17 protein-coding genes are annotated in these 19,380 nt (G+C 61.3%); 6 read left to right on the top strand and 11 right to left on the bottom strand.

Features of this window, described 5'->3' with window-relative positions; genetic code table 11:
- The 3 genes from V7S63_RS27500 to V7S63_RS27490 all read left to right on the top strand — a co-directional run.
- A partial coding sequence (locus V7S63_RS27500) for a class I SAM-dependent methyltransferase (protein ID WP_336532662.1) occupies window positions 1-591 on the top strand: 591 nt, incomplete at its 5' end.
- 347 nt (window positions 592-938) lie between these two features.
- Window positions 939-3,413 carry an EAL domain-containing protein gene (locus V7S63_RS27495; RefSeq protein WP_336532661.1) on the top strand — a complete coding sequence of 825 codons (2,475 nt, stop codon included), beginning with the start codon at window positions 939-941 and terminating at the stop codon, window positions 3,411-3,413.
- Window positions 3,414-4,026: 613 nt separating this feature from the next.
- Window positions 4,027-4,953: a manganese catalase family protein gene (locus tag V7S63_RS27490; RefSeq protein ID WP_336532660.1), complete on the top strand. Its 927-nt coding sequence runs from the start codon at window positions 4,027-4,029 to the stop codon at window positions 4,951-4,953.
- A 171-nt stretch (window positions 4,954-5,124) separates the two neighbouring features.
- On the opposite strand, the gene V7S63_RS27485 is transcribed toward V7S63_RS27490, so the two are convergent.
- From V7S63_RS27485 to V7S63_RS27455, 7 genes are all read right to left on the bottom strand, one after another.
- Entirely contained in the window at window positions 5,125-5,706 is a 582-nt protein-coding gene (locus V7S63_RS27485; protein ID WP_336532659.1) for a DNA-3-methyladenine glycosylase, read from the bottom strand.
- Window positions 5,703-6,455: a DUF72 domain-containing protein gene (locus V7S63_RS27480; protein WP_336532658.1), complete on the bottom strand. Its 753-nt coding sequence runs from the start codon at window positions 6,453-6,455 to the stop codon at window positions 5,703-5,705. Before V7S63_RS27480 ends, V7S63_RS27485 begins: the two co-directional genes overlap by 4 nt.
- A 148-nt stretch (window positions 6,456-6,603) precedes the next feature.
- A complete protein-coding gene (locus V7S63_RS27475; protein ID WP_336532657.1) occupies window positions 6,604-7,773 on the bottom strand; it encodes a zinc-dependent alcohol dehydrogenase in 1,170 nt (389 codons plus the stop codon).
- A gap of 328 nt (window positions 7,774-8,101) precedes the next feature.
- Window positions 8,102-9,046 carry an NAD(P)/FAD-dependent oxidoreductase gene (locus V7S63_RS27470; protein WP_336532656.1) on the bottom strand — a complete coding sequence of 315 codons (945 nt, stop codon included), beginning with the start codon at window positions 9,044-9,046 and terminating at the stop codon, window positions 8,102-8,104.
- A 213-nt stretch (window positions 9,047-9,259) separates the two neighbouring features.
- A complete protein-coding gene (locus V7S63_RS27465; protein ID WP_336532655.1) occupies window positions 9,260-10,303 on the bottom strand; it encodes a sensor histidine kinase in 1,044 nt (347 codons plus the stop codon).
- A 95-nt stretch (window positions 10,304-10,398) separates the two neighbouring features.
- Window positions 10,399-10,734 (bottom strand): hypothetical protein, encoded by a 336-nt coding sequence (locus V7S63_RS27460; RefSeq protein ID WP_336532654.1) that lies wholly within the window; start codon window positions 10,732-10,734, stop codon window positions 10,399-10,401.
- A gap of 169 nt (window positions 10,735-10,903) precedes the next feature.
- The gene (locus V7S63_RS27455; RefSeq protein ID WP_336532653.1) at window positions 10,904-11,266 is read right to left on the bottom strand and encodes a response regulator; all 363 of its coding nucleotides are present in this window, start codon (window positions 11,264-11,266) and stop codon (window positions 10,904-10,906) included.
- A gap of 134 nt (window positions 11,267-11,400) precedes the next feature.
- Between V7S63_RS27455 and V7S63_RS27450 the strand changes: the two genes are divergently transcribed.
- Window positions 11,401-11,613, top strand: coding sequence for a hypothetical protein (locus tag V7S63_RS27450; protein ID WP_336532652.1), 213 nt, complete (start codon window positions 11,401-11,403; stop codon window positions 11,611-11,613).
- On the opposite strand, the gene V7S63_RS27445 is transcribed toward V7S63_RS27450, so the two are convergent.
- The gene (locus V7S63_RS27445; RefSeq protein ID WP_336532651.1) at window positions 11,610-12,653 is read right to left on the bottom strand and encodes a sensor histidine kinase; all 1,044 of its coding nucleotides are present in this window, start codon (window positions 12,651-12,653) and stop codon (window positions 11,610-11,612) included. The genes V7S63_RS27450 and V7S63_RS27445 overlap by 4 nt on opposite strands.
- 212 nt (window positions 12,654-12,865) lie before the next feature.
- Between V7S63_RS27445 and V7S63_RS27440 the strand changes: the two genes are divergently transcribed.
- A complete protein-coding gene (locus V7S63_RS27440; protein ID WP_336532650.1) occupies window positions 12,866-15,100 on the top strand; it encodes a sensor domain-containing phosphodiesterase in 2,235 nt (744 codons plus the stop codon).
- A 153-nt stretch (window positions 15,101-15,253) separates the two neighbouring features.
- On the top strand, window positions 15,254-16,333 hold the full coding sequence (locus V7S63_RS27435; RefSeq protein ID WP_336532649.1) for a sensor histidine kinase: 1,080 nt from the start codon (window positions 15,254-15,256) through the stop codon (window positions 16,331-16,333).
- A gap of 177 nt (window positions 16,334-16,510) precedes the next feature.
- Here V7S63_RS27435 and V7S63_RS27430 read toward each other — a convergent pair whose 3' ends face one another.
- The 3 genes from V7S63_RS27430 to V7S63_RS27420 are packed head-to-tail and all read right to left on the bottom strand — an operon-like array spanning window position 16,511 to window position 19,344.
- Window positions 16,511-17,770 (bottom strand): TRAP transporter large permease, encoded by a 1,260-nt coding sequence (locus tag V7S63_RS27430; RefSeq protein ID WP_336532648.1) that lies wholly within the window; start codon window positions 17,768-17,770, stop codon window positions 16,511-16,513.
- Window positions 17,767-18,324: a TRAP transporter small permease gene (locus V7S63_RS27425; RefSeq protein WP_336532647.1), complete on the bottom strand. Its 558-nt coding sequence runs from the start codon at window positions 18,322-18,324 to the stop codon at window positions 17,767-17,769. Before V7S63_RS27425 ends, V7S63_RS27430 begins: the two co-directional genes overlap by 4 nt.
- 3 nt (window positions 18,325-18,327) lie before the next feature.
- Window positions 18,328-19,344, bottom strand: coding sequence for a TRAP transporter substrate-binding protein (locus V7S63_RS27420; protein WP_336532646.1), 1,017 nt, complete (start codon window positions 19,342-19,344; stop codon window positions 18,328-18,330).
- Between the last annotated feature and the right edge of the window lie 36 nt (window positions 19,345-19,380).

Raw genomic sequence — 19,380 nt, 5'->3', positions numbered from 1 at the left:
AACGCCGCGATGCTTGCCGTGGCGGAAAAGCATGCCGCTGGCGCCAAGCTATCGTTTCGCCACGCCGACGCGCAGGCGCTTCCATTCGACGATCAAAGCTTTGACGCGGTCATCTGCCAGCAGGGATTGCAGTTTTTCCCTGACCGGCGAGTGTCGGCAATGGAATGCCTGCGGGTCCTGAAGCCCGGTGGTGTCGCTATTTTTTGCACTGCACGAGGACTGTCGGAAAATCCGTTGATGCAGGCGCAGGCCGCCGCATTCAGCCAATTCTTTGGAGAGGGAGCCGCGGCTCCAATTCGTGCCGTCTGTGCGTTTGCAGACGCTGATGAGACACGATCCTTGTTTGCCGATGCCGGTTTCTCGTCAGTGCGGGTAGACAAAGTCGTTCTAGATCTTTTCGTCGAGGACGCCGTTGGTTTTGTGGATGGCATGATGATGGCAACCCCGGTTGCCGACAAAATCGGAACGCTCGAAAGCGCAACGCGGCAACAACTCAGGAGCACTATCATAGACGAGTTCGGCGCCTGCTTTGACGGCTCGTCCCTCAGATTTCCGCACAGCGCCAACGTTGCTGTGGTATCCCGACCATAGGCAAACCTGTCCGGCTCAACCCGCGATCCACAGCGGTACGATTGGATCGACAATGCGGGCTGCACCCGACGAGACAGCATTGCGCCATAACCCGACATTGGGTCTTCCCCTTAAACCAGACATTCGGAGAGGCCGGTCTGCCAATGGGTTGAGGCTGCCGAGCGGCAGGACGGCTGATGCGCACCTTTGCTCTTCCTGGTCGCCAGTGGCTACAACAGGTGTGCTGACTTCGCCAACGATCGCCTTCAATTTTAGCGTTCGTTAGCACGATGTCGTTCGCATTCCATCCTACTCATCGGGGAGACCGCCAGAACCGCGCAGCTGCCATGTATAGAACGCTATCGTGCTTGACCGATGAACATGCCGGCTGGGTCCTTCCCCTGTCGGCGTTGATCTGTTGGGTGTCGTGCCACGCGACGTTCGGCTTACTTAAACAGGCACGCGAAAGTACGGGCTGGGCGGCAGCCATCTGGCTGGTCGGCACCGGTGCCGCTGCTGGCGCAGGGATCTGGAGCACGCATTTCATCGCCATGCTCGGCTACGAGCCGCCGCTCAGCATCGGCTATGATGTTCTCCTGACGCTGGCATCATTGGGCGTCGCCATGGCGACCGCTTTCGGCGCCGCAACCTGGATTCGAGGTGCCACCAGTGCCACCTCCGTTGTTGCCAGCGGCATCTTGCTGACCATTGGCATCGCCGCGATGCATTTCACCGGGATGGCGGGCGTCCGCATTCCGGGTCGCTTCATCTGGGACGAGGCACTCGTCGCCGCGGCGCTCGCCGCGGGGGCCATGTTGACCTGCGCGGCGCTATTTGTGTTCACCCACCGCTCGACGCGTTACCCCCGTGCCGTCGCTGCGACGCTCCTCGCCAGCGCCATCGGGACCTTGCACTTCCTGTCGATGGCGGCAGCGCAAGCAATACCGGATCCATCGATTGCCGGGCCTGACGACGGGCTTGCGCGCGGGGCGCTTGCAGCCGGCATCGCCGTCGTGATGTTGACGATCCTGGCGTTCTCCGCGCTCGCCTTGTTCGCCGACCGCCTCAGGCGCGCCAACCACGCGCTGGCATCGCATGGTGCGGCGCTTCGCGTCAGCGAAGAACGCTTGGCGCGCGCTCTAGATGCGGGTAGCGACGGCCTCTGGGACTGGGATATCGGAACCGGCCAGACTTGGTTTTCCGACCGCTGGCTGACAATGCTCGGCTACGAGCCAGGAGAGCTCGAGGCTCATGTCCGGACCTGGCAACGCCTGATCCACCCGCAAGACGAGCCGAAGGCCTTGGAGCTCCTGCAAGCCCATTTCGACGGTCGCTCGCCGGTCTACGAGTGCGAGCATCGGTTGCTCCGCAAGGACGGCAGTTGGGGCTGGGTGCTGGCGCGCGGAAAGGTCGTCGAGCGTGGCGCCCTGGACGCCCCCCAGCGCATCATCGGCACGCACATTGATATCGAAGAGCGTAAGGCTGCGGAACAGCAGGTTGCGCATATGGCGCGTCATGACGGGCTGACCGGCCTGACCAACCGGACTTACTTCCACGAGCTGTTGCGCCTGACATTGCGGGAGGTCGCCGAGGACGGCGACGCCTGCGCGGTGATGTGCCTGGACCTCGACCGCTTCAAGACTGTCAACGATACGGTCGGCCACATGGCCGGCGATGAGCTGCTGAAGCACGTCGCCGCCAGGATCGCCGGGTGCATGCACCCAGCCGACACGGTGGCGCGGCTGGGCGGCGACGAGTTTGCCGTTCTGGTTAAGAGCGACCCGACAGGGGAGTACCTCGGCAACCTGGCTCAGGAACTGATTTCTATCGTGGGCAAGCCGTTCACCTTCGCAGGACAGATTATCGAAGTCGGCCTCAGCATCGGGATTGCGCGTGCGCCGCAGCACGGCCTCGTCGAGCAGCTTCTCTTCAGCCGGGCTGATCTCGCGCTTTATCGGGCGAAGGCCGAAGGCCGAAATTGCTATCGCATTTTCGACGCGGCGATGGACGAGGCGGTTACGAGGCGCCGCGAGCTCGAACGTGATCTCAAAACGGCCCTCGCGGACGGGGGGTTGGAGCTTTTTTATCAGCCACAGGTTAGAGCTAATAGCTGCGAGCTCGTAGGCTTTGAAGCGCTCGCACGCTGGCGGCATCCGACGCGCGGCCTGATACCGCCCAGCGAGTTCATTCCACTCGCCGAGGAGACCGGTCTCATATCGGTCCTCGGTAAATGGGTCTTAAGCACCGCCTGCAGCGAGGCCGCCAGCTGGAGCCGGCCTCTCAAGGTCGCAGTCAATCTGTCGCCTCGGGAGTTCCAGCAGAGCGACCTTCCCGACCTCATTCTCGGCATCCTGTCGGAGACCGGTCTGTCTCCGGCCCGGCTCGAGATTGAAATTACCGAGACGGCGATCTTCGCCGATAGGGGCCGCGCGCTGTCGATCCTGCGGCGGCTGAAGGCGCTTGGAATCAACATCGCAATGGACGACTTCGGAACGGGTTACGCTTCGCTAGCAACCTTGCAGGCCTTCCCTTTTGACAAGATTAAGATCGACAGGTCCTTCGTTGGGCAGGTCGAAATCTGCCCACAAGCCGCGGTGATCGTTCGCACCGTTTTGGGACTGGGACGCAGCCTCGGCCTTTCCGTCGTAGCGGAAGGGGTCGAGACCGCTGGCCAGATGCGGTTTCTGATTGCCGAAGAGTGTCAGGAACTCCAAGGTTATCTGTTCGGAAAGCCGCAACCGATCGCAAGCTTCACGGAAGCCACAGGTGGCCGGGAGGGATCCGATCTCGCGATCAGGGTATCGCCAGCTCGCGACGCAGTACGAATGGACTTCGCATCGTAAGGCCGGCAGGCATGTTTGGATCGCGAAGATTTCACGGACCAGCGCTGTGGCCGAAATGAAATGTCATTGAACCCGCCAAGCGTCATGCAAGGTCGGCGCATGCGGGTTCCACACCGCTCCAAAGGCGCTCCACAGGCTCCATCCGCGTACCGCTCGTCAGCGAAATGCGCCAAAAGCCGATTTTGGCCCGTCGCCGGCAAGCGGACATTGGCTTCGGTGACCCAATGGGACGCGGTATTCTGCTCTGGATGCTGGGCATCCCCCTGCCAATCATTCTTCACCGAGCATTTTTTCGGTGAAATCCTTGCAAGCACCATTTTTCGCTCGCCGGTCGACTGTCAGAAGGCCGTCCATAATTTGCTGGCGTTACAGGCGGACGGTCGTGCGGTTACCGCTCCGGCAGTTCAAGCGGTGGTAGAGGCAATCGAGCATTACAAATCGGTGACGAAAATGGGGGAGAGACCCCGCTGGCACACTTGTCGGCGAAAGATAAATCAGCACTCGTTTCAATTAGCGCGCGTCAATATCTTTTGACATTAAATAAAATATATATTTAAGCCGGAACGGTCGGCGGTTGCGCCCGTTGTGCCCAGCATAACGGGAGATTTCATTCATGTTTATGCGCGTCGACAAGCTTCAGGCGGAGTTGCCTGTTCCAAAAAAGGCCGACCCCAACGCCGCAGCCGCCCTGCAGGAACTGCTGGGCGGAAAATACGGTGAGATGTCCACTCTGAACAACTACATGTTCCAGAGCTTCAACTTCCGCAGCAAGGAGAAGCTGCGACCCTTCTACAGCCTGGTCGCGGCCATCACTGCCGAGGAGTTAGGCCACGTCGAGCTGGTCAGCAATGGTATCTGCATGCTGGCCAACGGCCCTGACAAGCATGATGGCGACGCCCGCGACGGTGGTGACATCTCCGTTGCACCATTCGCCGATATGTCCGACTTGCGTCTTGCCGCAGCGTTCCTGTCGAATGCCGGCGGTGCCACCCCAGGCAACAGCAACGGTGTCTCGTGGAACAACGACTTCGTCACCACGACCGGTAACGTCGTGACCGATCTGCTGCACAATTTTCACCTCGAGTGCGGCGCGCGGCTTCACAAACTGCGGGTCTATGAGACCCTGACGGATCAAACCGGCCGCGAGGTGTGCGGGTACCTTCTGGTGCGCGGTTCGGTTCATGCGCACGCCTATGCGCTAGCGCTGAAGCAGATCACCGGCGTCGAGATCGAGAAAATGCTGCCGACGCCGAACATCAATCTCGACAAGATTCCTGAATGCCAGAAATACCTACAGGAGGGATCGCATCGTCGGCTGTATACGTTCAGCCCCGACGACTACAAGGAAATGGCTGGCATCTGGGGCAACGGTGAAACGGCGCTTCCCGGCGATCCGCCGGGCGAGCTCGAGGTCATCGACGGCATGCCGGAAGGTGGCAAGATCCAACAGTTCGTCGGTGTCCCCTCGGCTTTCACCCCGGACTACGCTCCGGAAGAAATGTTCGAGATCGCGAGCAAACTCTACAAAAAGTCGCGGTAATAGCTGCCGTGAAGGCCATCTCATGGACTGCCTGCGCGATGCGCACGCCATGGAAAAACAGGCGGAGACGATGCTCTCCGCCATGGCGGGGCCGCTAAAACATTAGCCCGCTCTGAAGGCCCGTATCGCAGGCCCCAAACAGTTGTTGAATCGCTTATGTTCTAATGGCACTCATCCCCGCTTTCCATCTCGCATCGGTTTGCTGAGATAGGGTGAGCCGACGGCGCCGAAGCGCCACGGCACATCGACAGCCTGCGATATCCCGATCCGTGGCCCCGCATCGATCTCCAGCCTGTCCGGCCCGGCCCGCAGATCGAAAGGCGGCAAATTTAGGTCATGCCCGTCCCAACGGCGATCAATGCCCAAAGCCGCACAGAGGCGTCCCGGCCCGGAGCAGAGGCGCGTATCCGGCAATGCGCCCCGGCGCGACCGCATCACGTCGAGCCCGAAAAGCGGCTCGATCGCGCGAACCAGCACCGCGGAGCCGGGCCGAATTCCGCAGACGAGGTTGAGGCACCAGTGGATGCCGTAGGAGCGATAAACATAAGCGCACCCCGGGAGGCCGAACATGCTTCGGTTGCGGTCCGTCATACCACGCACGCTGTGTGAGGCGGGATCCTCGTCGCCATATGCTTCGGTTTCGACGATGACCCCGCCCACCCCGGCGAATAGCAATAGGGAGCCAATCACCTCGCGCGCGACGGTTTCGACCGGCCGATGGAAAAACGATTGCCCGAGGCGGCGTGCCGTCACTTCCGCTTATCCCGTCCAAGCATCTTCTCAAGTGTAAGCGCATCGCCGGTCGCTGCCGAGGACGCAGTATTGTCGAGGATGCACCAGGCGACAGGGGCGGCGTCGGCAATCGTCGCATTGGCCAGGGCCTTCAGCCGATCCTTCGGATAGGGCGAGCGGTAGATGTCTGGAGAGCCGTGCAACCGCGTATAGGTTAACCCGCGCCACCCCCCGGGTTTGTCAGCCTCCGCCGCGGGAGGGGGATCGGCCGCAACTCTCGCTATGCTCTGCCTTCGGAGCAGTTCATCCACGCCGGGCAGGAACCAGGACGGATGCCGCGGTTCCAGGGCAAGGTCACCGTCGACGCGGCTTCTAAACACGTTCAAGAAGCGATCGGCCTCCTGCATGTCGAAGGCCCGCTTCGGAGGAAGCTGGATCAGGATCGGCCCGAGCTTTTCGCCGAGACCGGCGATCTCGACCAGAAAGGCGTCGAGCTCGCCCGAAATATTGATCCAGTCGGAGTGCGTGATCGACCTGGGTGCCTTCGCCGAAAACCGGAAATGGTCCGGTACCGAGGCCGCCCAGCGCTCATAAGTCGATCTGCGGTGGTGGCGATAGAAAGAGGTGTTGATCTCGGTCACAGGAAAGACCGTCGCGTATCTTTCTAGATGGCTTCCGTTCTTCGGAAAGCTCTCGGCGTCGATTTTTGGAATGCTCCAGCCGGCCGTGCCGATGAGGGTCTGTCCCGTGGCTCGGATCGCGTCGGCCATGAGTGCGGTGACCTTCCCTGCGAGAGCGTGCGAAGCGATTGGCAGTCAAGGCTCGCCGACTTCGCCTCTGATGAGAGGCCATCAGAAGATGCGGTTGGTCGAAGGGCGCGCCCGCTGACTGCAGGCACGCCCATGACCGCTTCGCTGCTTATGGTCTCAGCACAACCTTGATGACGCCATCCTCCTTGTCCCGGAACTTCTTGTACATTTCGGGAGCGTCTTCGAGACTGGCCGGGTGCGTGATAACGAAGCTTGGATCGATCTCGCCCGCCTCGATCTTGGCAAGCAGAGGCTTCGTGTAGGCCTGGACGTGGGTCTGGCCCATCTTGAACGTGAGACCCTTGTTCATGGCGGCGCCGATCGGGATCTTGTCGCCCACCCCGACATAGACGCCGGGGATCGAAATCGTCCCGCCCTTGCGACAGCACATGATGGCCTGCCGAAGAACATGGACCCGATCGGTCGCGAGGAACGCGGCTGCTTTCACCTTATCGAGAATGGCGTCCGCGGCGCCATGCCCCGAGGCTTCGCACCCGACGGCATCGATGCAGCTGTCCGGTCCTCTGCCCTTCGTCATGACCATCAACTCGTCATAGATGTCGACCTTACTGAAGTTCAGCGTCTCCGCTCCACCGGCCTCGGCCATGGCCAGACGCTCCGGCACCTCGTCGATAGCGATGACGCGGCCTGCGCCCATCATGATGGCCGAGCGGATGGCGAACTGGCCGACGGGGCCGCAGCCCCAGATTGCGACGGTATCGCCGTTCTGGATCTGAGCATTCTCCGCCGCCATGTAGCCGGTCGGGAAAATGTCGGAGAGGAAGAGCGCCTGCTCGTCGCTGACGCTTTCGGGCACCTTGATGGGGCCGACATCCGCCATGGGGACGCGCAGATATTCAGCCTGGCCGCCGCTGTAGCCACCCATCATGTGGCTGAACCCGAACAAGCCCGCAGGAGACTGTCCCATCGCCTCGGCGGCCATCTTGGCGTTCGGATTCGTACGGTCGCAGGCAGAGAACAGGCCATGCCGGCAAAACCAGCAGTCGCCGCAGCTGATCGTGAAGGGGACGACTACCCGGTCGCCGACCTTGAGGTTTGTCACCTCCGATCCGAGTTCCATCACCACGCCCATGTTCTCGTGGCCGAGGATATCGCCGCTCTCCATCGTCGGCTGATAGCCATCGAGAAGATGCAGGTCCGAGCCGCAGATCGCGCAGCAGGTAATCTTGATGACTGCGTCGCGTGGATGCTCGATCTTGGGGTCGGGGACGGTGTCGACGCGAACGTCGCCCTTACCGTGCCAGCACAGCGCTCTCATGGGGTCTTCCCTATTCTGGAGGCCCCCGCCTGTTGAGCGCAACGCCGCGTGTGCCCGGCCGTTCCCAGCGATCCATCTTTTTGTCGTAGCGATGGAATGTGTGTGGAGGGTGAACCCGCTTCTCGAAAAGCGCAGAGACGAACGAGCCAGACACGACATAGGCGAAAACGCCGATTGGCGGCTGACCATGGCTCGCCAGCATCTCGATCTTCCTGCGCTTCAAGAACTCACCGGAATCAAAGCCAGCCCGTGCAGCCGACAGCGACACTGGTGCCTAAGGCATGGAAGAACGCTCCAAAATCGGCGTCGGCGCTCTGTGATCCAAGCATCACGAGCGAGCGGCGCATTCCCTCGAAGGCGCTGTCCATAGCATTTGCCGCTCGTCGTAAAGGTCGTTTCTGATCGCTACGGCGGCGATGGCGGCCTGACCGTTACAGACGCTGATCTGGTCGAGACCATAGACGACATCCCCGGCGGAATAGAGGTATTTGACACTCGTTCGCTGATGGCGATCGACCTCCATGCACCCGTCGTCGCTTGCGGCGGCACCCAGCTTCTTGGCCAGGCTCGAATGAATGGACGAGCCAAGCGCGGGATACACGGCGTCATAGATAGCGGTTTCGTCACCGATCGCGACTTCAAGACCGGAGGGCCGGAGATGAATCGCGCTGATCGGTCCGAGACGGACGTGAGCACCGATCTGCTCCAGGCGGCGCATATGATCCTCGCCGAACGCGTTGCCCGTGGTTAATACGAGTGTCACACGATCGGTGAAGGAGCGCAGGAACTCGGCCTCACAGACGGCTCTTTCTTCGCAGCCAATAACCGCAATATTCTGCCCCGAAACCTCATAGCCATCGCAGATGGGGCAATAGCGCAGATGCCCCCGTTTGAGAGCCTCAGTGTGTGTGTCGTCGTCGATATCGGGGCGCTTGTTGGTGACACCTGTCGCGAGAAACACGGCGCGCGCCGAGAATAAGGTTTCGCCCATTCTCGCAGCGAAGCCAGACGGCGTCTGCTCGATGTCATCGATGCGCCCATCGACGATGGTCGCGCCGTAGGAACGCGCGTGCTCTCGCAAGAGGCAGAGATAATCGTGGCCCGAAATACCGTCTGGAAAGCCAGGCAGGTTATGGCTTTTCGGGATGAGAAGGGCGCGGCTCTTGCCCTCATCGACCAGCACGACCTTCAAGTGAAAGCGCGCGAGATAGATTGCCGCTGTCAGGCCTGCCGGGCCGCCACCTATGATCAGGCAATCCAACGGTTCGTCCATCGCGGCAGAGCCCTTTATGATGAATTATGACGTAACACGGCTTAGACGAACAAAATCCCCGCAGGGGAGCGTGATGGTGACGACGACGCCTCCCGACTGCCAATCGTACTCGAAAGCGCCCTTGAACTGGCGCACGATGGTGTTCTCAGGAGGCGCGTTCCGAACCCTGAGACGCGTATCGCGTCGAGCGTTAACGTCTTGCCAGATACGGCGCTACGCTAACCGATCGAGGAGGGCCTGCTCTGCAAATCGCATCGAAAAGGTCGTGCCGCCAGCTGCATTCGATGTCCAACTGGTTTCGGCACCGAGTTGTACCGCCAGCGTTTTGATCAAAGTTTCGCCGATGCCGGCGCGTCGTTCACTACCTAGCCCAATGCCATCGTCCGATATTGTGACCGAGCGCCATGGCTGGTCAGCGGACAGTTCGATGTCGATCAGGCCCGCGCGGCTGTCTGGAAAACCATGCCGAAGTGCGTTTGAGAGCACCTCGTGGATCACCAGCGCAAACGACGTGGCATGGTCCAGCGGGACATCGAAACCAACCCCCGCAACGTTTCCTACAACGCTATCTCTGCCGATAGAACTCTTTAGTGATTTGACGAGCAATTCGACGAACGGTTTTGCGCGCAGCATCGACGTCCCTACATCCTGCAATTGGATGTGAACGGCAGCCATCGCCTCGACACGGTCCCTGAGCGACCTCAGGTCGGAGATCGAACCGGGCGAGGCTCTTCGCATGTGCAGGCTCACGAGGCTTGCGGTCACCTGGAGGTTGTTTTTGACGCGGTGATGCACTTCGCGCAGTAGCACGCGCTCATGGCGCAGGACATCCTGCAGGCCTTTCGTCGAAACCGCGACAGCCTCTTGAAGCCGCAGCTTCGTCTCGGCAGGCGAGGCTAATCTCAGGATCTTGGGAAGCAGGTAGGTGAAGACGGCTGCGATGATCAACGAGACGATCGCGGTGAACATCAGGACCGAAAGGGCCAGCCAGTTGTGAGGAGTTCGCGCGCCGATGGCATCAAACGCGTGCACGCCATGGCTCAGGCCGCATGCAACGATGAAGACGGCGAATCCGGCCCACAGCCAAGGGAACGGCAACTCCTGGCGCCAGCGCGCGAATACGACGGCCATTGCTGCCGGTATCCAAAAATAAGCGACAGCGATCGCTGCATTCGCCAGGATCGTGATCTCGCGCCAGTTAGCGGGGGCCGATCCTGACGTGCAGATCGAATAGAGAAGCTGCAGCCATTCGAACATTCCGAACTCCACAGCAGCGGGTGCAACCTCACCAGGCACCCCGGTGATTTCGGGTGACCGCTCTGAAAGCCCAAGCGGCTCAGTAAGTTCCCACGTCAGGGGCGAAATTCGTTATGGGGGAGAACCTCGTCGCCGAGATCGAAATAGAAGTCGCAGATCAGACGGGCAGCAGCGCTCGCCTGTAGATCAGTCATATGCGCGGCTGTCTCATGAGCGACGATCTCAACGTCGTCCTGATCTACGGCGAGCAGATCGAGAATGCGTGCAAATTTGATCTTCATTTCGGCATCCCCCTCGAATTCATCGATGGCCACTCGAAGTATGCTTTCGTTGGCTTCGATCAATCGCGTTTGGATGCTGTCTGCCGAGCAGGCCAAAATCCGGATCGCTGAGAAAAAATGCTCACGTGCATCGCTGTGATGGTCGTCCATGGACATGATCTTTCGCTGGCGAGAGCCTTGGACGCGAGGCCGGGACGCGGAGGTCTGAGCAGGATCGCAAGAGTGAGCCTTCTGCACGGGCAAATGTAGAACGAGGTCCTGCGTACCGATGGAGTGGAGCGGCGATCCAGCACGCGTTCCGGCACTGGACGACAAGTCGCTATCCTGATGCGATGCCGGCAAGAAGCTCCAGTAACTTCGCCTCCCGATAAGGCTTTTGCAGGAATACCGTTCCCGCGGGCATATCGGAGGCCGTCGGCGAGACCCGGCCCGAGGCCAAGATGAGGACGACGGGCGGCCAGCGCTCGCGGATCGCGTGGAGCAGCCTCAACCCATCCATCGACCCTGGCATTTCGACATCTGAGAAAACCACGCGAATGTCGGACCGCGTCTCCAACTGGAGGATGGCCTCGTCCGCGTTAGCCGCTTCAATCACATCGTGCCCTGCGTCTTCGATCAGCGAGACCGCGTTCATACGTATGATGGCCTCGTCTTCGACAACAAGAACGACAAGATTGAGCATGAAAAAGGTTTTCTCCTGAGCCACCTAAACCAGCAAAAACTGTCGTTGTTTCATATGAATAAAAACAATTTTTCTATTAAATTATCTTTTCACACATTGTGCTATGGTGGCCCTTTCGTCAGGAGCGTCCCTTCATGACCGCAGCGATCCGAATTGGTGACAAAGTCCGGCTGACGTTCGGATTCCTCGACCAGACCGGCCGAGGGGACTACGAAGTCGTCCGCGTCATGCCTGCTTCGGCTGACGGCGAGATGATGTATCGCGTGCGCGGCGCGGACGGCCACGAGCGGGCGATCGGCGCAAAGCAGATCAGGAACACTGATGGCACGGACGATGCCATCGCCTAGTTCGCAAGCCTGGACGATTTCATCAGGAGGGTGACAACGACACCCTCGGTCGACCAATCACACGCGATTGATCCGCCCAACTGGCCTGCGATGCTCCTTTCCACGAGACGGCTCCCGTAGCCGCTCTGGCGCTCACTCTTGACTTCTGGCCCGCCTCGCTCGGTCCAGACCATCTTGACGTATTCCCCTTCCGAAGTGCCGGAGACGTCGAGCGTGCCATTTTCCGACGACAAGGCGCCGTACTTCAACGAATTGGTCGCCAGTTCATGAATGACGAGAGCCAGCGTCGTCGCGGTACTTTCGCCCACGCCCATGCGCGGCACAGCCACGCGGATGCGCCCGCTGAAGGCTCCCATGTCCTCATAGGGCGAGAGCAGAATTGAAATGAGGTCCCCCAGCAGCGCAGCCGTGCCCTGATGGCCGGGAAGCGGCCGTACGAGGTCATGGGCCCGTCCGAGTGCACTCAGGCGGCCTGTTAGCTGGACGGCCATCTCCTGGGCCGTCTTGGCCGATCGTGAGGAGATCTGCGTGAGTCCGGACGCGATGGCCAGCAGGTTTTTGACGCGATGGCTCATTTCGCCAGCGAGAAGCTCATGACCTTCTTCAGCCTGCTTGCGTCCGGTGACGTCCAGAAAGATCCCGTAGGCCTGATGGTCGTAAAGGGCCGTATCGTCGCCGATGCCTCGCGCCGAAATCCAACGGATTTCGTCACCGATGATGATGCGAAAGTCGATCTCGTAGGCGCCAACGATCGCGCGCGTCGCGGTAAACGCTTCTCTGACCCTATCACGGTCAGCTGGGTGAATCCGCGCCGACAGGTCCTCGAACTTGACGCTGTCGGACCGGCGCACCGCCCAGAGCTCGAACCCCAGATCGTCCATGGCAAACCCATCGGTTTCCACGTTCCACGACCACAAGGCGACACCCGCCGCGCTGATGGCGCGGCGCAGATTCGTCGCGTTCCACGCGCTCGGGTTGGTCAAGGGCAACGTTGACTGCTCCACGCGGCCGGAATGGCCTACCCCGTTGGTAACCGACATGCGTCGTAATCCCTACGCATTTGGTGTGAGCCGCATGATCCATTGCTCGGACGCCGCTGTCCGAATGTCGTCGTCAGTCGGAAATTCTGCCGATCGCGTACAGCGGTACACATTAATGCGGCCAATTCATTAATCGAACCACTCGCTAATTCAGTGCCGGCGCCATCGTTGGCGGGGGAACCCCGATTCACGCACTCCATGGGAGTTCAGACGTGCTAGCCGACGATTACCATAACGGAGAGCGCGTGCGCTTGGCGGCCGTGAGGGCGCTGGAACTGCTCGACACGCCGAGCGATCCGTCCTTCGATGCGATTGTTGCGCTCGTTGCGCAGCATTTTGCTTGCCCGATCGGACTGGTCACGCTGATCGATCGTGATCGCCAGTGGTTCAAGGCCCGCTGCGGCCTGCAGGCCATTGAGACATCGCGTGATGTCGCCTTTTGCAACTATACGATCCAGTCCCCCCGTCTGCTGGTCGTTGAGGACGCCACAAAGGATGCCAGATTCCGTCACAATCCTCTCGTGACCGGCGCTCCGCATGTCCGCTTTTATGCTGGTTACCCGCTGTCCATCGATGGCCAGAATCGGATCGGCTCTCTGTGCATCATCGACACGGAGCCGCGCAGCTTCGACGCTTCGGCGCGGACAGCGCTCATGCGTTTCGGTGTTCTCGTCGAGGACCTCGTGCGGCTTCACGCCAACGAACTCGCATTGAAAGCCGCCGCGAGAAAGCAGAAGCGGGAAAATCGAGATCTCGAGACGAAGAACCGACTGCTGGCGCAGATCGAGAGCATGGCCGCCATCGGTGCGTGGTCGCTCGATCTCGAAACGCAGCGGGCGACCTGGTCCGACGAGATATTCCGTTTGCACGACCTCCCAGTAGGCGCCCCTCCGACGCTCGATGAGGCCCTCGCATTCTACTCCGGTGAGTCCCGCCAAACAGTGGAGGCCATCTTGAGATCGGCGATTGAAACGGGGGACCCGTTCGAGTTTGCGGCCGATTTCACGACCGCGACCGGTCGCCGACGCCGCGTCAGGTCGGCGGGCCACATCGAGACAGTCGACGGCGTCCCGGCCCGCATCGTCGGCGTTTTCGAGGACATCACCGCAAGCCATGAGGCTCAAGAGCGTCTATGGCAAGCCGCGAATCGCGATTTTCTGACGGGCTTGGCGAACCGAGCGCTCTTTGAGAAATCGCTTATCGCCAATATCGCGGATGCAGAGGCTGCGGATTCGACCGTGACGCTCCTGCTGATCGATCTGGATGGTTTCAAGGAAATCAACGATACGCCCGGCCACCAGGCCGGAGACGACGTGCTCAAGGCGGTCGCAGCACTGCTGCACGAGTGCGCGCCGCCCAACAGTACGGTCGCACGTCTCGGCGGCGACGAATTCGCCGTTATCATGCCGGTAGCAGGGCCCCGTTCGCGTCATCGCGCCATTGCACGCAAGGTGCTCAACGCGCTCAAGCAGCCCCTTCTCGCGATGGGCGAGAACATCATGGTTTCGGCGACGGTCGGTGTCGCCAGCTATCCCGAAGACGCCTTGCACTGGAAAGAGCTGCTCCGCTGCGCCGACATCGCACTCTATAACGGGAAGCGACATGAGCGCGGCGCCATCGGTTGCTACAAGCCCGAGATCAGCACGTTGTTCGACAAGCGTCGGATTGCGATCGAAAAGGTCGAGCGGGGCATCATCGGCAATCGGCTGATGCCATTCTACCAGCCCTTTGTCCGGCTGTCCGATCGGTTGGTCTATGGCTACGAGGCGCTGGCGCGCATCCGCAATCAGGACGGCTCGGTCAGTGCAGCAGGTGATTTTGCCGAGGCCTTCTCGGACCAGCGCTCATGCCGGCGCATTGGCGAACGCATGATGAGCCTCGTCACCGCCGACATTGCCAATCTGAGGGCGGGCGGGATCAATCCTGGCGTCATCAGCCTCAACGCCACCGAAGCTGAATTGAACTCGCCCGACTTTGCGGGCAGGCTGCTGAAGCGCCTCCATGACTGTGCGATCGACCCGAGCACGATCAAGCTGGAGGTGACCGAAACGCTTTTTCTCGGCAGCGATACAAGCGGTATCCGAAGTGAGCTCCAGAGATTGAGTGCGGCGGGCATTCTCATCGCGCTGGATGATTTCGGCACTGGTTACTCGTCGCTCACCCATCTGCGGGACTTCCCGATCGATCAGATCAAGATCGACAAGTCTTTCGTGTTCGGACTCGACCGAAATCCCGAGAGCCCTGCCATCATCAATGCCCTTGTCGATCTTGCTCATGCACTAGGCATGACGGTCGTGGCCGAGGGCATCGAGACCGAGGCGCAATACGCTTTCCTTCGGGCGACAGGTTGCGATTCCGGCCAGGGCTATCTCTTCGGCCAGGCCTGCCCTGTCTCATCCGTGACAGGGAGGCGACGACATGTGCCCAACTTTCAGTCGGTAGCCTAGACTCCCGACACGATTAATTCCCGCTGGGCTAGATCCCCGTGCTATGGCTTGCTCAAGAGGAGCAAGTGAGCCCGATCGGGCATTGCTATAGCCACGGGTGTTCCGTGGACCCGCTTTCGCTCCGAGAGCAGCCGACAGCCGAAAAGGCCTGTCATGGCCAACAACACAGATACTTCTGCGACGGAGATCGCACTAGGGCTTGCTCTGGCGGTGATTTCCTCGTCCGATGCGCCGCTGCTCTTGCTCAACGACCGGCTGGAGATCATTGTCGCAAGCCGCTCGTTCTGCCGCGTGTTCTCTCTCAATCCGGCGAACGTTGTCGGCCAGAAAATGGCTGATCTCGGCGCCGGTGAATGGGACGTCCCACAGCTCGACTCGCTCCTCAAGGCGACCGCGTCGGGGTTCGCGGAAGTCGAAGCCTATGAAATGAACCTGCAGCGGGTCGATCGAAGCCCCCAGCGTCTGGTAATCAATGCCCACAAGCTCGATTATCAGATCGAGGAGGAGGAGGCGCGCGTTTTGCTGTCGGTACTCGATGTCACCGAAGCCAGGCGTAGCGAGAAGCAGAAGGACGACCTGCTCCGCGAGAAAGCGATCCTGCTCCAGGAGCTTCAACATCGGGTTGCCAACAGCCTGCAGATTATCGCGAGCGTTCTCATGCAGAGCGCCCGCAAGGTGCAATCGACGGAGACCCGCGGCTATCTCCAGGATGCCCATCACCGTGTGATGTCGGTAGCGGCTCTGCAGCAGCAACTCGCGACTTCGCAAATCGGCGACGTCAGGCTGAAGCCTTACCTCATCAATTTGTGTAGGAGCATCGGCGCCTCGATGATTCACGATCGCGATTCCCTGGCCCTCGACGCCGACATCGACGACAGCATCGTGCCAGCGGACCGTTCGATCAGCCTCGGTCTGGTCGTGACGGAATTGGTCATCAACGCGCTGAAGCATGCCTATCCAGGCCAACGGGGTGGCCGGATCATGGTTAGCTACCAAGCCACCAGCGCCAATTGGTCACTGACCGTTGCAGATGATGGTGTCGGGATGCCAACGGCTGCCGAAGATGCCAAGGCCGGTCTGGGAACGAGCATTGTCAAAGCGCTTGCCGGCCAGTTGGGAGCCGAGATCACGGTGACCGAGGCTCAGCCGGGAACGATCGTCACCCTGGCTCATATCGCAGACGTCGATTCCAGTGGGCAGCCGATGCCGGAACCGGTGAGCGAACCCGTCTAGCGCTCTCGCCGCGACAATGTCGCGTGGATGGGCATCACCCCTATGCCAGCAAGCAACGTTCCTAGGGTCCGCTAGGGCCCAAAATCGCTGCCGGTCGACCGGGCGAGATGCGCCAATAGCTGAGATTAGCCGCCTGGTAGGAAGCGGACATCTTGTGCTGGCTAAACTCCGATGAATTCAATAAATCGTCAAAGCGGGCACATAGCTCACCAGTAGCAGGACGAGCATCGCAACACCGAAGAAGGGCCAGAGCTCGCGGGTCGTCTCACCCAGGGTCGTTCGCGCAATCGACGTCGAGATGAAGAGCGTCGTGCCGATCGGCGGCGTATAGAGGCCGATGCCGAGGTTGAGCACCATGATGATGCCGAGCTGGACGGGATCGAGCCCGATCGAGGCCGCCAGCGGCACGAAGATCGGCCCCAGCAGCAGGATCGCCGGCGGCAGGTCGATCGGCATGCCGACGAGCAGCAGCAGAACGTTCATCGCGAGGATGACAAGGTAGGGGTTCGAGATCGTGGCCGAGACCCATTCGGCGAAGCGCTGCGGCACTTGATCGAAGGTCAGGATCCAGCCGACGATGGCCGAACCCATGATGATCAGCATTACGACGCCGGTCGCGACGCCCGCCTCCATCATGCTGATCCTGAACCTGCTCCAGCTCATGTCACGGTAGAGCACGATGCTGAGGATCAGTGCGTAAAGCACGGCCAGGACCGCGATCTCGGTCGGCGTCGCGATGCCGAAGCGGAGTCCGAGCAGGATGAAGACCGGCATCAGCAAGGCCGGCATGCTGCGCCACGCGAGCCGCGCGAGCTCCGCCCGGGAGACCGGCGCCTCGGGCGAAACATAGCCGCGCCGTCGCGCGATCCAGCTGCACAGGACGATGAATCCGCCGGCCATCAGCAGGCCCGGCAGGATGCCGGCGGTGAAGAGGTCGGCGATCGAGACGTTCGAAACCAGCGAGTAGAGGATCAGCGGGATCGAGGGCGGGATCAGGATGTCGATGATGGCGGAGGTGGCGTTGTTGGCGGCGCAGAGAGGCGCCGGGTACCCCTGCCGCTTTTGCCAGGGGATCAGCACGGAGCCGAGCGCACTCGCATTGGCGACAGCGCTGCCGGACACCCCGCCGAACACCACGGATGCGACGACCGTCGTCGAGAGAGGCCCGCCACGCCAGCGCTGCATCGACTTAGAGGCGAAGGCGAGCAGCTCGCTACCGAGCTTGCCGCCGAGCATGAGCGAGCCGGCGAGCATGAAGAACGGCAGCGCCAGCATCGGGAAGGACTGCGTCTGTTGATACATCTGCTGGGCGATGATCGTCAGCGGGATCTGGCCCTGCACCAGCAGGGCCGCGCCCGCCGCGACGATCAGCGCATGCCCGACAGGGATGGCAAGCAGCATCAGGATGACGAAGGAGAGGATCAGGGTGAGGCTCATGCGACCTGCTCCTCCGGAGCGGGAACGGGCATCGCTTCGGGCCCCATGATGGCGACCCTCGCCGCCTGGTTCGCGGTGACGACGATGACGAGCGCGAGCCCGATGGCGATGGTGTAGTAGCCGTAGCTCGCCGGGATCCCCATGACGGGAGAGCGGTCGATCCAGAGCATCTCCGCCAAGAGCAGGATGTCCCTGCTCAGCAGGATGTAGCTTCCGATGACGATGGCGTGCCCGACGAGGAGCATGGCGCGCGCACCCTGGCGGCCGAGCATGACGAGCACCGTCTCGACGGCCATATGCCCACCCTTCTGCACGCCAAGCACGACGCCCGCCATGATGAAGACCGGGAACAGCCGCTCGGGCAGTTCCTGCGCGAAGCGGAAACCGCCGGAATCGAGCACGTAACGAGCGCCGACATTGGCAGCGAGCATGGCCAGCAGTAGCGAACCCACGCCGATGACGACGATCTCGCAGGACTGGGCGACGACCAGGTCGACGCGATCTGCCAGGCGGATGACGCCTGCGCGCCATCCAGATGGGTGCGGCCGCTCCACCGCTCAGCCCCGCGCCGTCTTGACGAGGCGATCGACGAAGTCGCCGAAGGGCTTGGCCTTCCAGGTGTCGTAGACCTTGGCCGAAGCCTCGCGGAAAGCTGCCTGGTCGGCCTCGTTGACCTGCAGCTTCGGGTTCGCCCTGAACTCGCCGGCGAACTTGCTGTCGGCCTCCAGGAAGAGCTTGCGCTGAAGCTCGCCCGCCTCCTTCGCCGTCGCCCTCACCACCTCGCGATCGGCCGGCGACAGCCGCATCCAGGTGATCTGCGACATCAGGAAGGGCGAGCACTCCCATTTATGCGCGGTCAGCGAAATGAAACGGTTGACCTCGAAGAGCTTCGACGAGGCGATGTTCACGAGCGGGTTCTCCTGCCCGTCAACAACGCCCTGCTGGAGTGCGACGTAAAGCTCGCCGAACGAAATTTGCTCCGTGCCAGCGCCGAGCGCCTGGAAGATGTCGATCGTCATCGGATCGGGCGGCGTCCGGATCTTCAGGCCCTTGAGATCGGTGGGCTTCGCGATGGCGCGCTTGCTGTTGGTGACGTGGCGGATACCGTTGTCCCACCAGCCGAGCGGCACCATGCCGATCTTGGCGAAGCGCTTATCAAGCTCGGTGCCGATCGGCCCTTCAAGCAGCGAGAACGCCTCCGCCGAGGTCCTGAACAGGAAGGGTAGGCCGAGCGCGGCGAGCTCCGGCAGCAGGGCCGAGGTGGAGCCCTGGCTGTTGACGGTCATGTCGACCGCACCGGTCCTGAGGCTCGTGAGCAGCGACTGCTCGTTGCCAAGCTGTTCGGCTCCGGCCACGCGAACGGCAAGGCGCCCCTTCGTGCGCTCCTTCAGGAGTTCGCCGAACCGATCAGCCGCGATCCAGCGTGGATTGCCGGCAGCGGCGTTGTGGCCTAGCGTCATCGTCACCTGCGCCTGCGCGCCGCGCGGCAGCGTTAGGAGCGCCGGCATGGCGACGCCCGCTGCCAGCAGCCCGCGACGGCTCAGACCGGTGGCGATCAGTTGATTCTTGGTCATGGCTTTGCTCCCTGATGTGACGTCGCCTGAAAGCGC

Source organism: Allobosea sp. CCNWLY174 (assembly GCF_037120455.1).
GTDB lineage: Bacteria > Pseudomonadota > Alphaproteobacteria > Rhizobiales > Beijerinckiaceae > Allobosea > Allobosea lupini.
The sequence above is the reverse complement of the archived record's forward strand: the minus strand, read 5'-3'. Positions and strand labels throughout refer to the sequence as shown.

Bases quoted from the DNA above. Each gene is read 5' to 3' on its own strand.
- V7S63_RS27435 (WP_336532649.1), top strand. From the start codon at position 15,254: ATGGCCAACAACACAGATACTTCTGCGACGGAGATCGCACTAGGGCTT.
- V7S63_RS27420 (WP_336532646.1), bottom strand. From the start codon at position 19,344: ATGACCAAGAATCAACTGATCGCCACCGGTCTGAGCCGTCGCGGGCTG.
- V7S63_RS27455 (WP_336532653.1), bottom strand. From the start codon at position 11,266: ATGCTCAATCTTGTCGTTCTTGTTGTCGAAGACGAGGCCATCATACGT.
- V7S63_RS27470 (WP_336532656.1), bottom strand. From the start codon at position 9,046: ATGGACGAACCGTTGGATTGCCTGATCATAGGTGGCGGCCCGGCAGGC.
- V7S63_RS27480 (WP_336532658.1), bottom strand. From the start codon at position 6,455: ATGGCCGACGCGATCCGAGCCACGGGACAGACCCTCATCGGCACGGCC.
- V7S63_RS27430 (WP_336532648.1), bottom strand. From the start codon at position 17,770: ATGAGCCTCACCCTGATCCTCTCCTTCGTCATCCTGATGCTGCTTGCC.
- V7S63_RS27465 (WP_336532655.1), bottom strand. From the start codon at position 10,303: ATGTTCGAATGGCTGCAGCTTCTCTATTCGATCTGCACGTCAGGATCG.
- V7S63_RS27460 (WP_336532654.1), bottom strand. From the start codon at position 10,734: ATGGACGACCATCACAGCGATGCACGTGAGCATTTTTTCTCAGCGATC.
- V7S63_RS27445 (WP_336532651.1), bottom strand. From the start codon at position 12,653: ATGTCGGTTACCAACGGGGTAGGCCATTCCGGCCGCGTGGAGCAGTCA.
- V7S63_RS27475 (WP_336532657.1), bottom strand. From the start codon at position 7,773: ATGAGAGCGCTGTGCTGGCACGGTAAGGGCGACGTTCGCGTCGACACC.
- V7S63_RS27490 (WP_336532660.1), top strand. From the start codon at position 4,027: ATGTTTATGCGCGTCGACAAGCTTCAGGCGGAGTTGCCTGTTCCAAAA.
- V7S63_RS27450 (WP_336532652.1), top strand. From the start codon at position 11,401: ATGACCGCAGCGATCCGAATTGGTGACAAAGTCCGGCTGACGTTCGGA.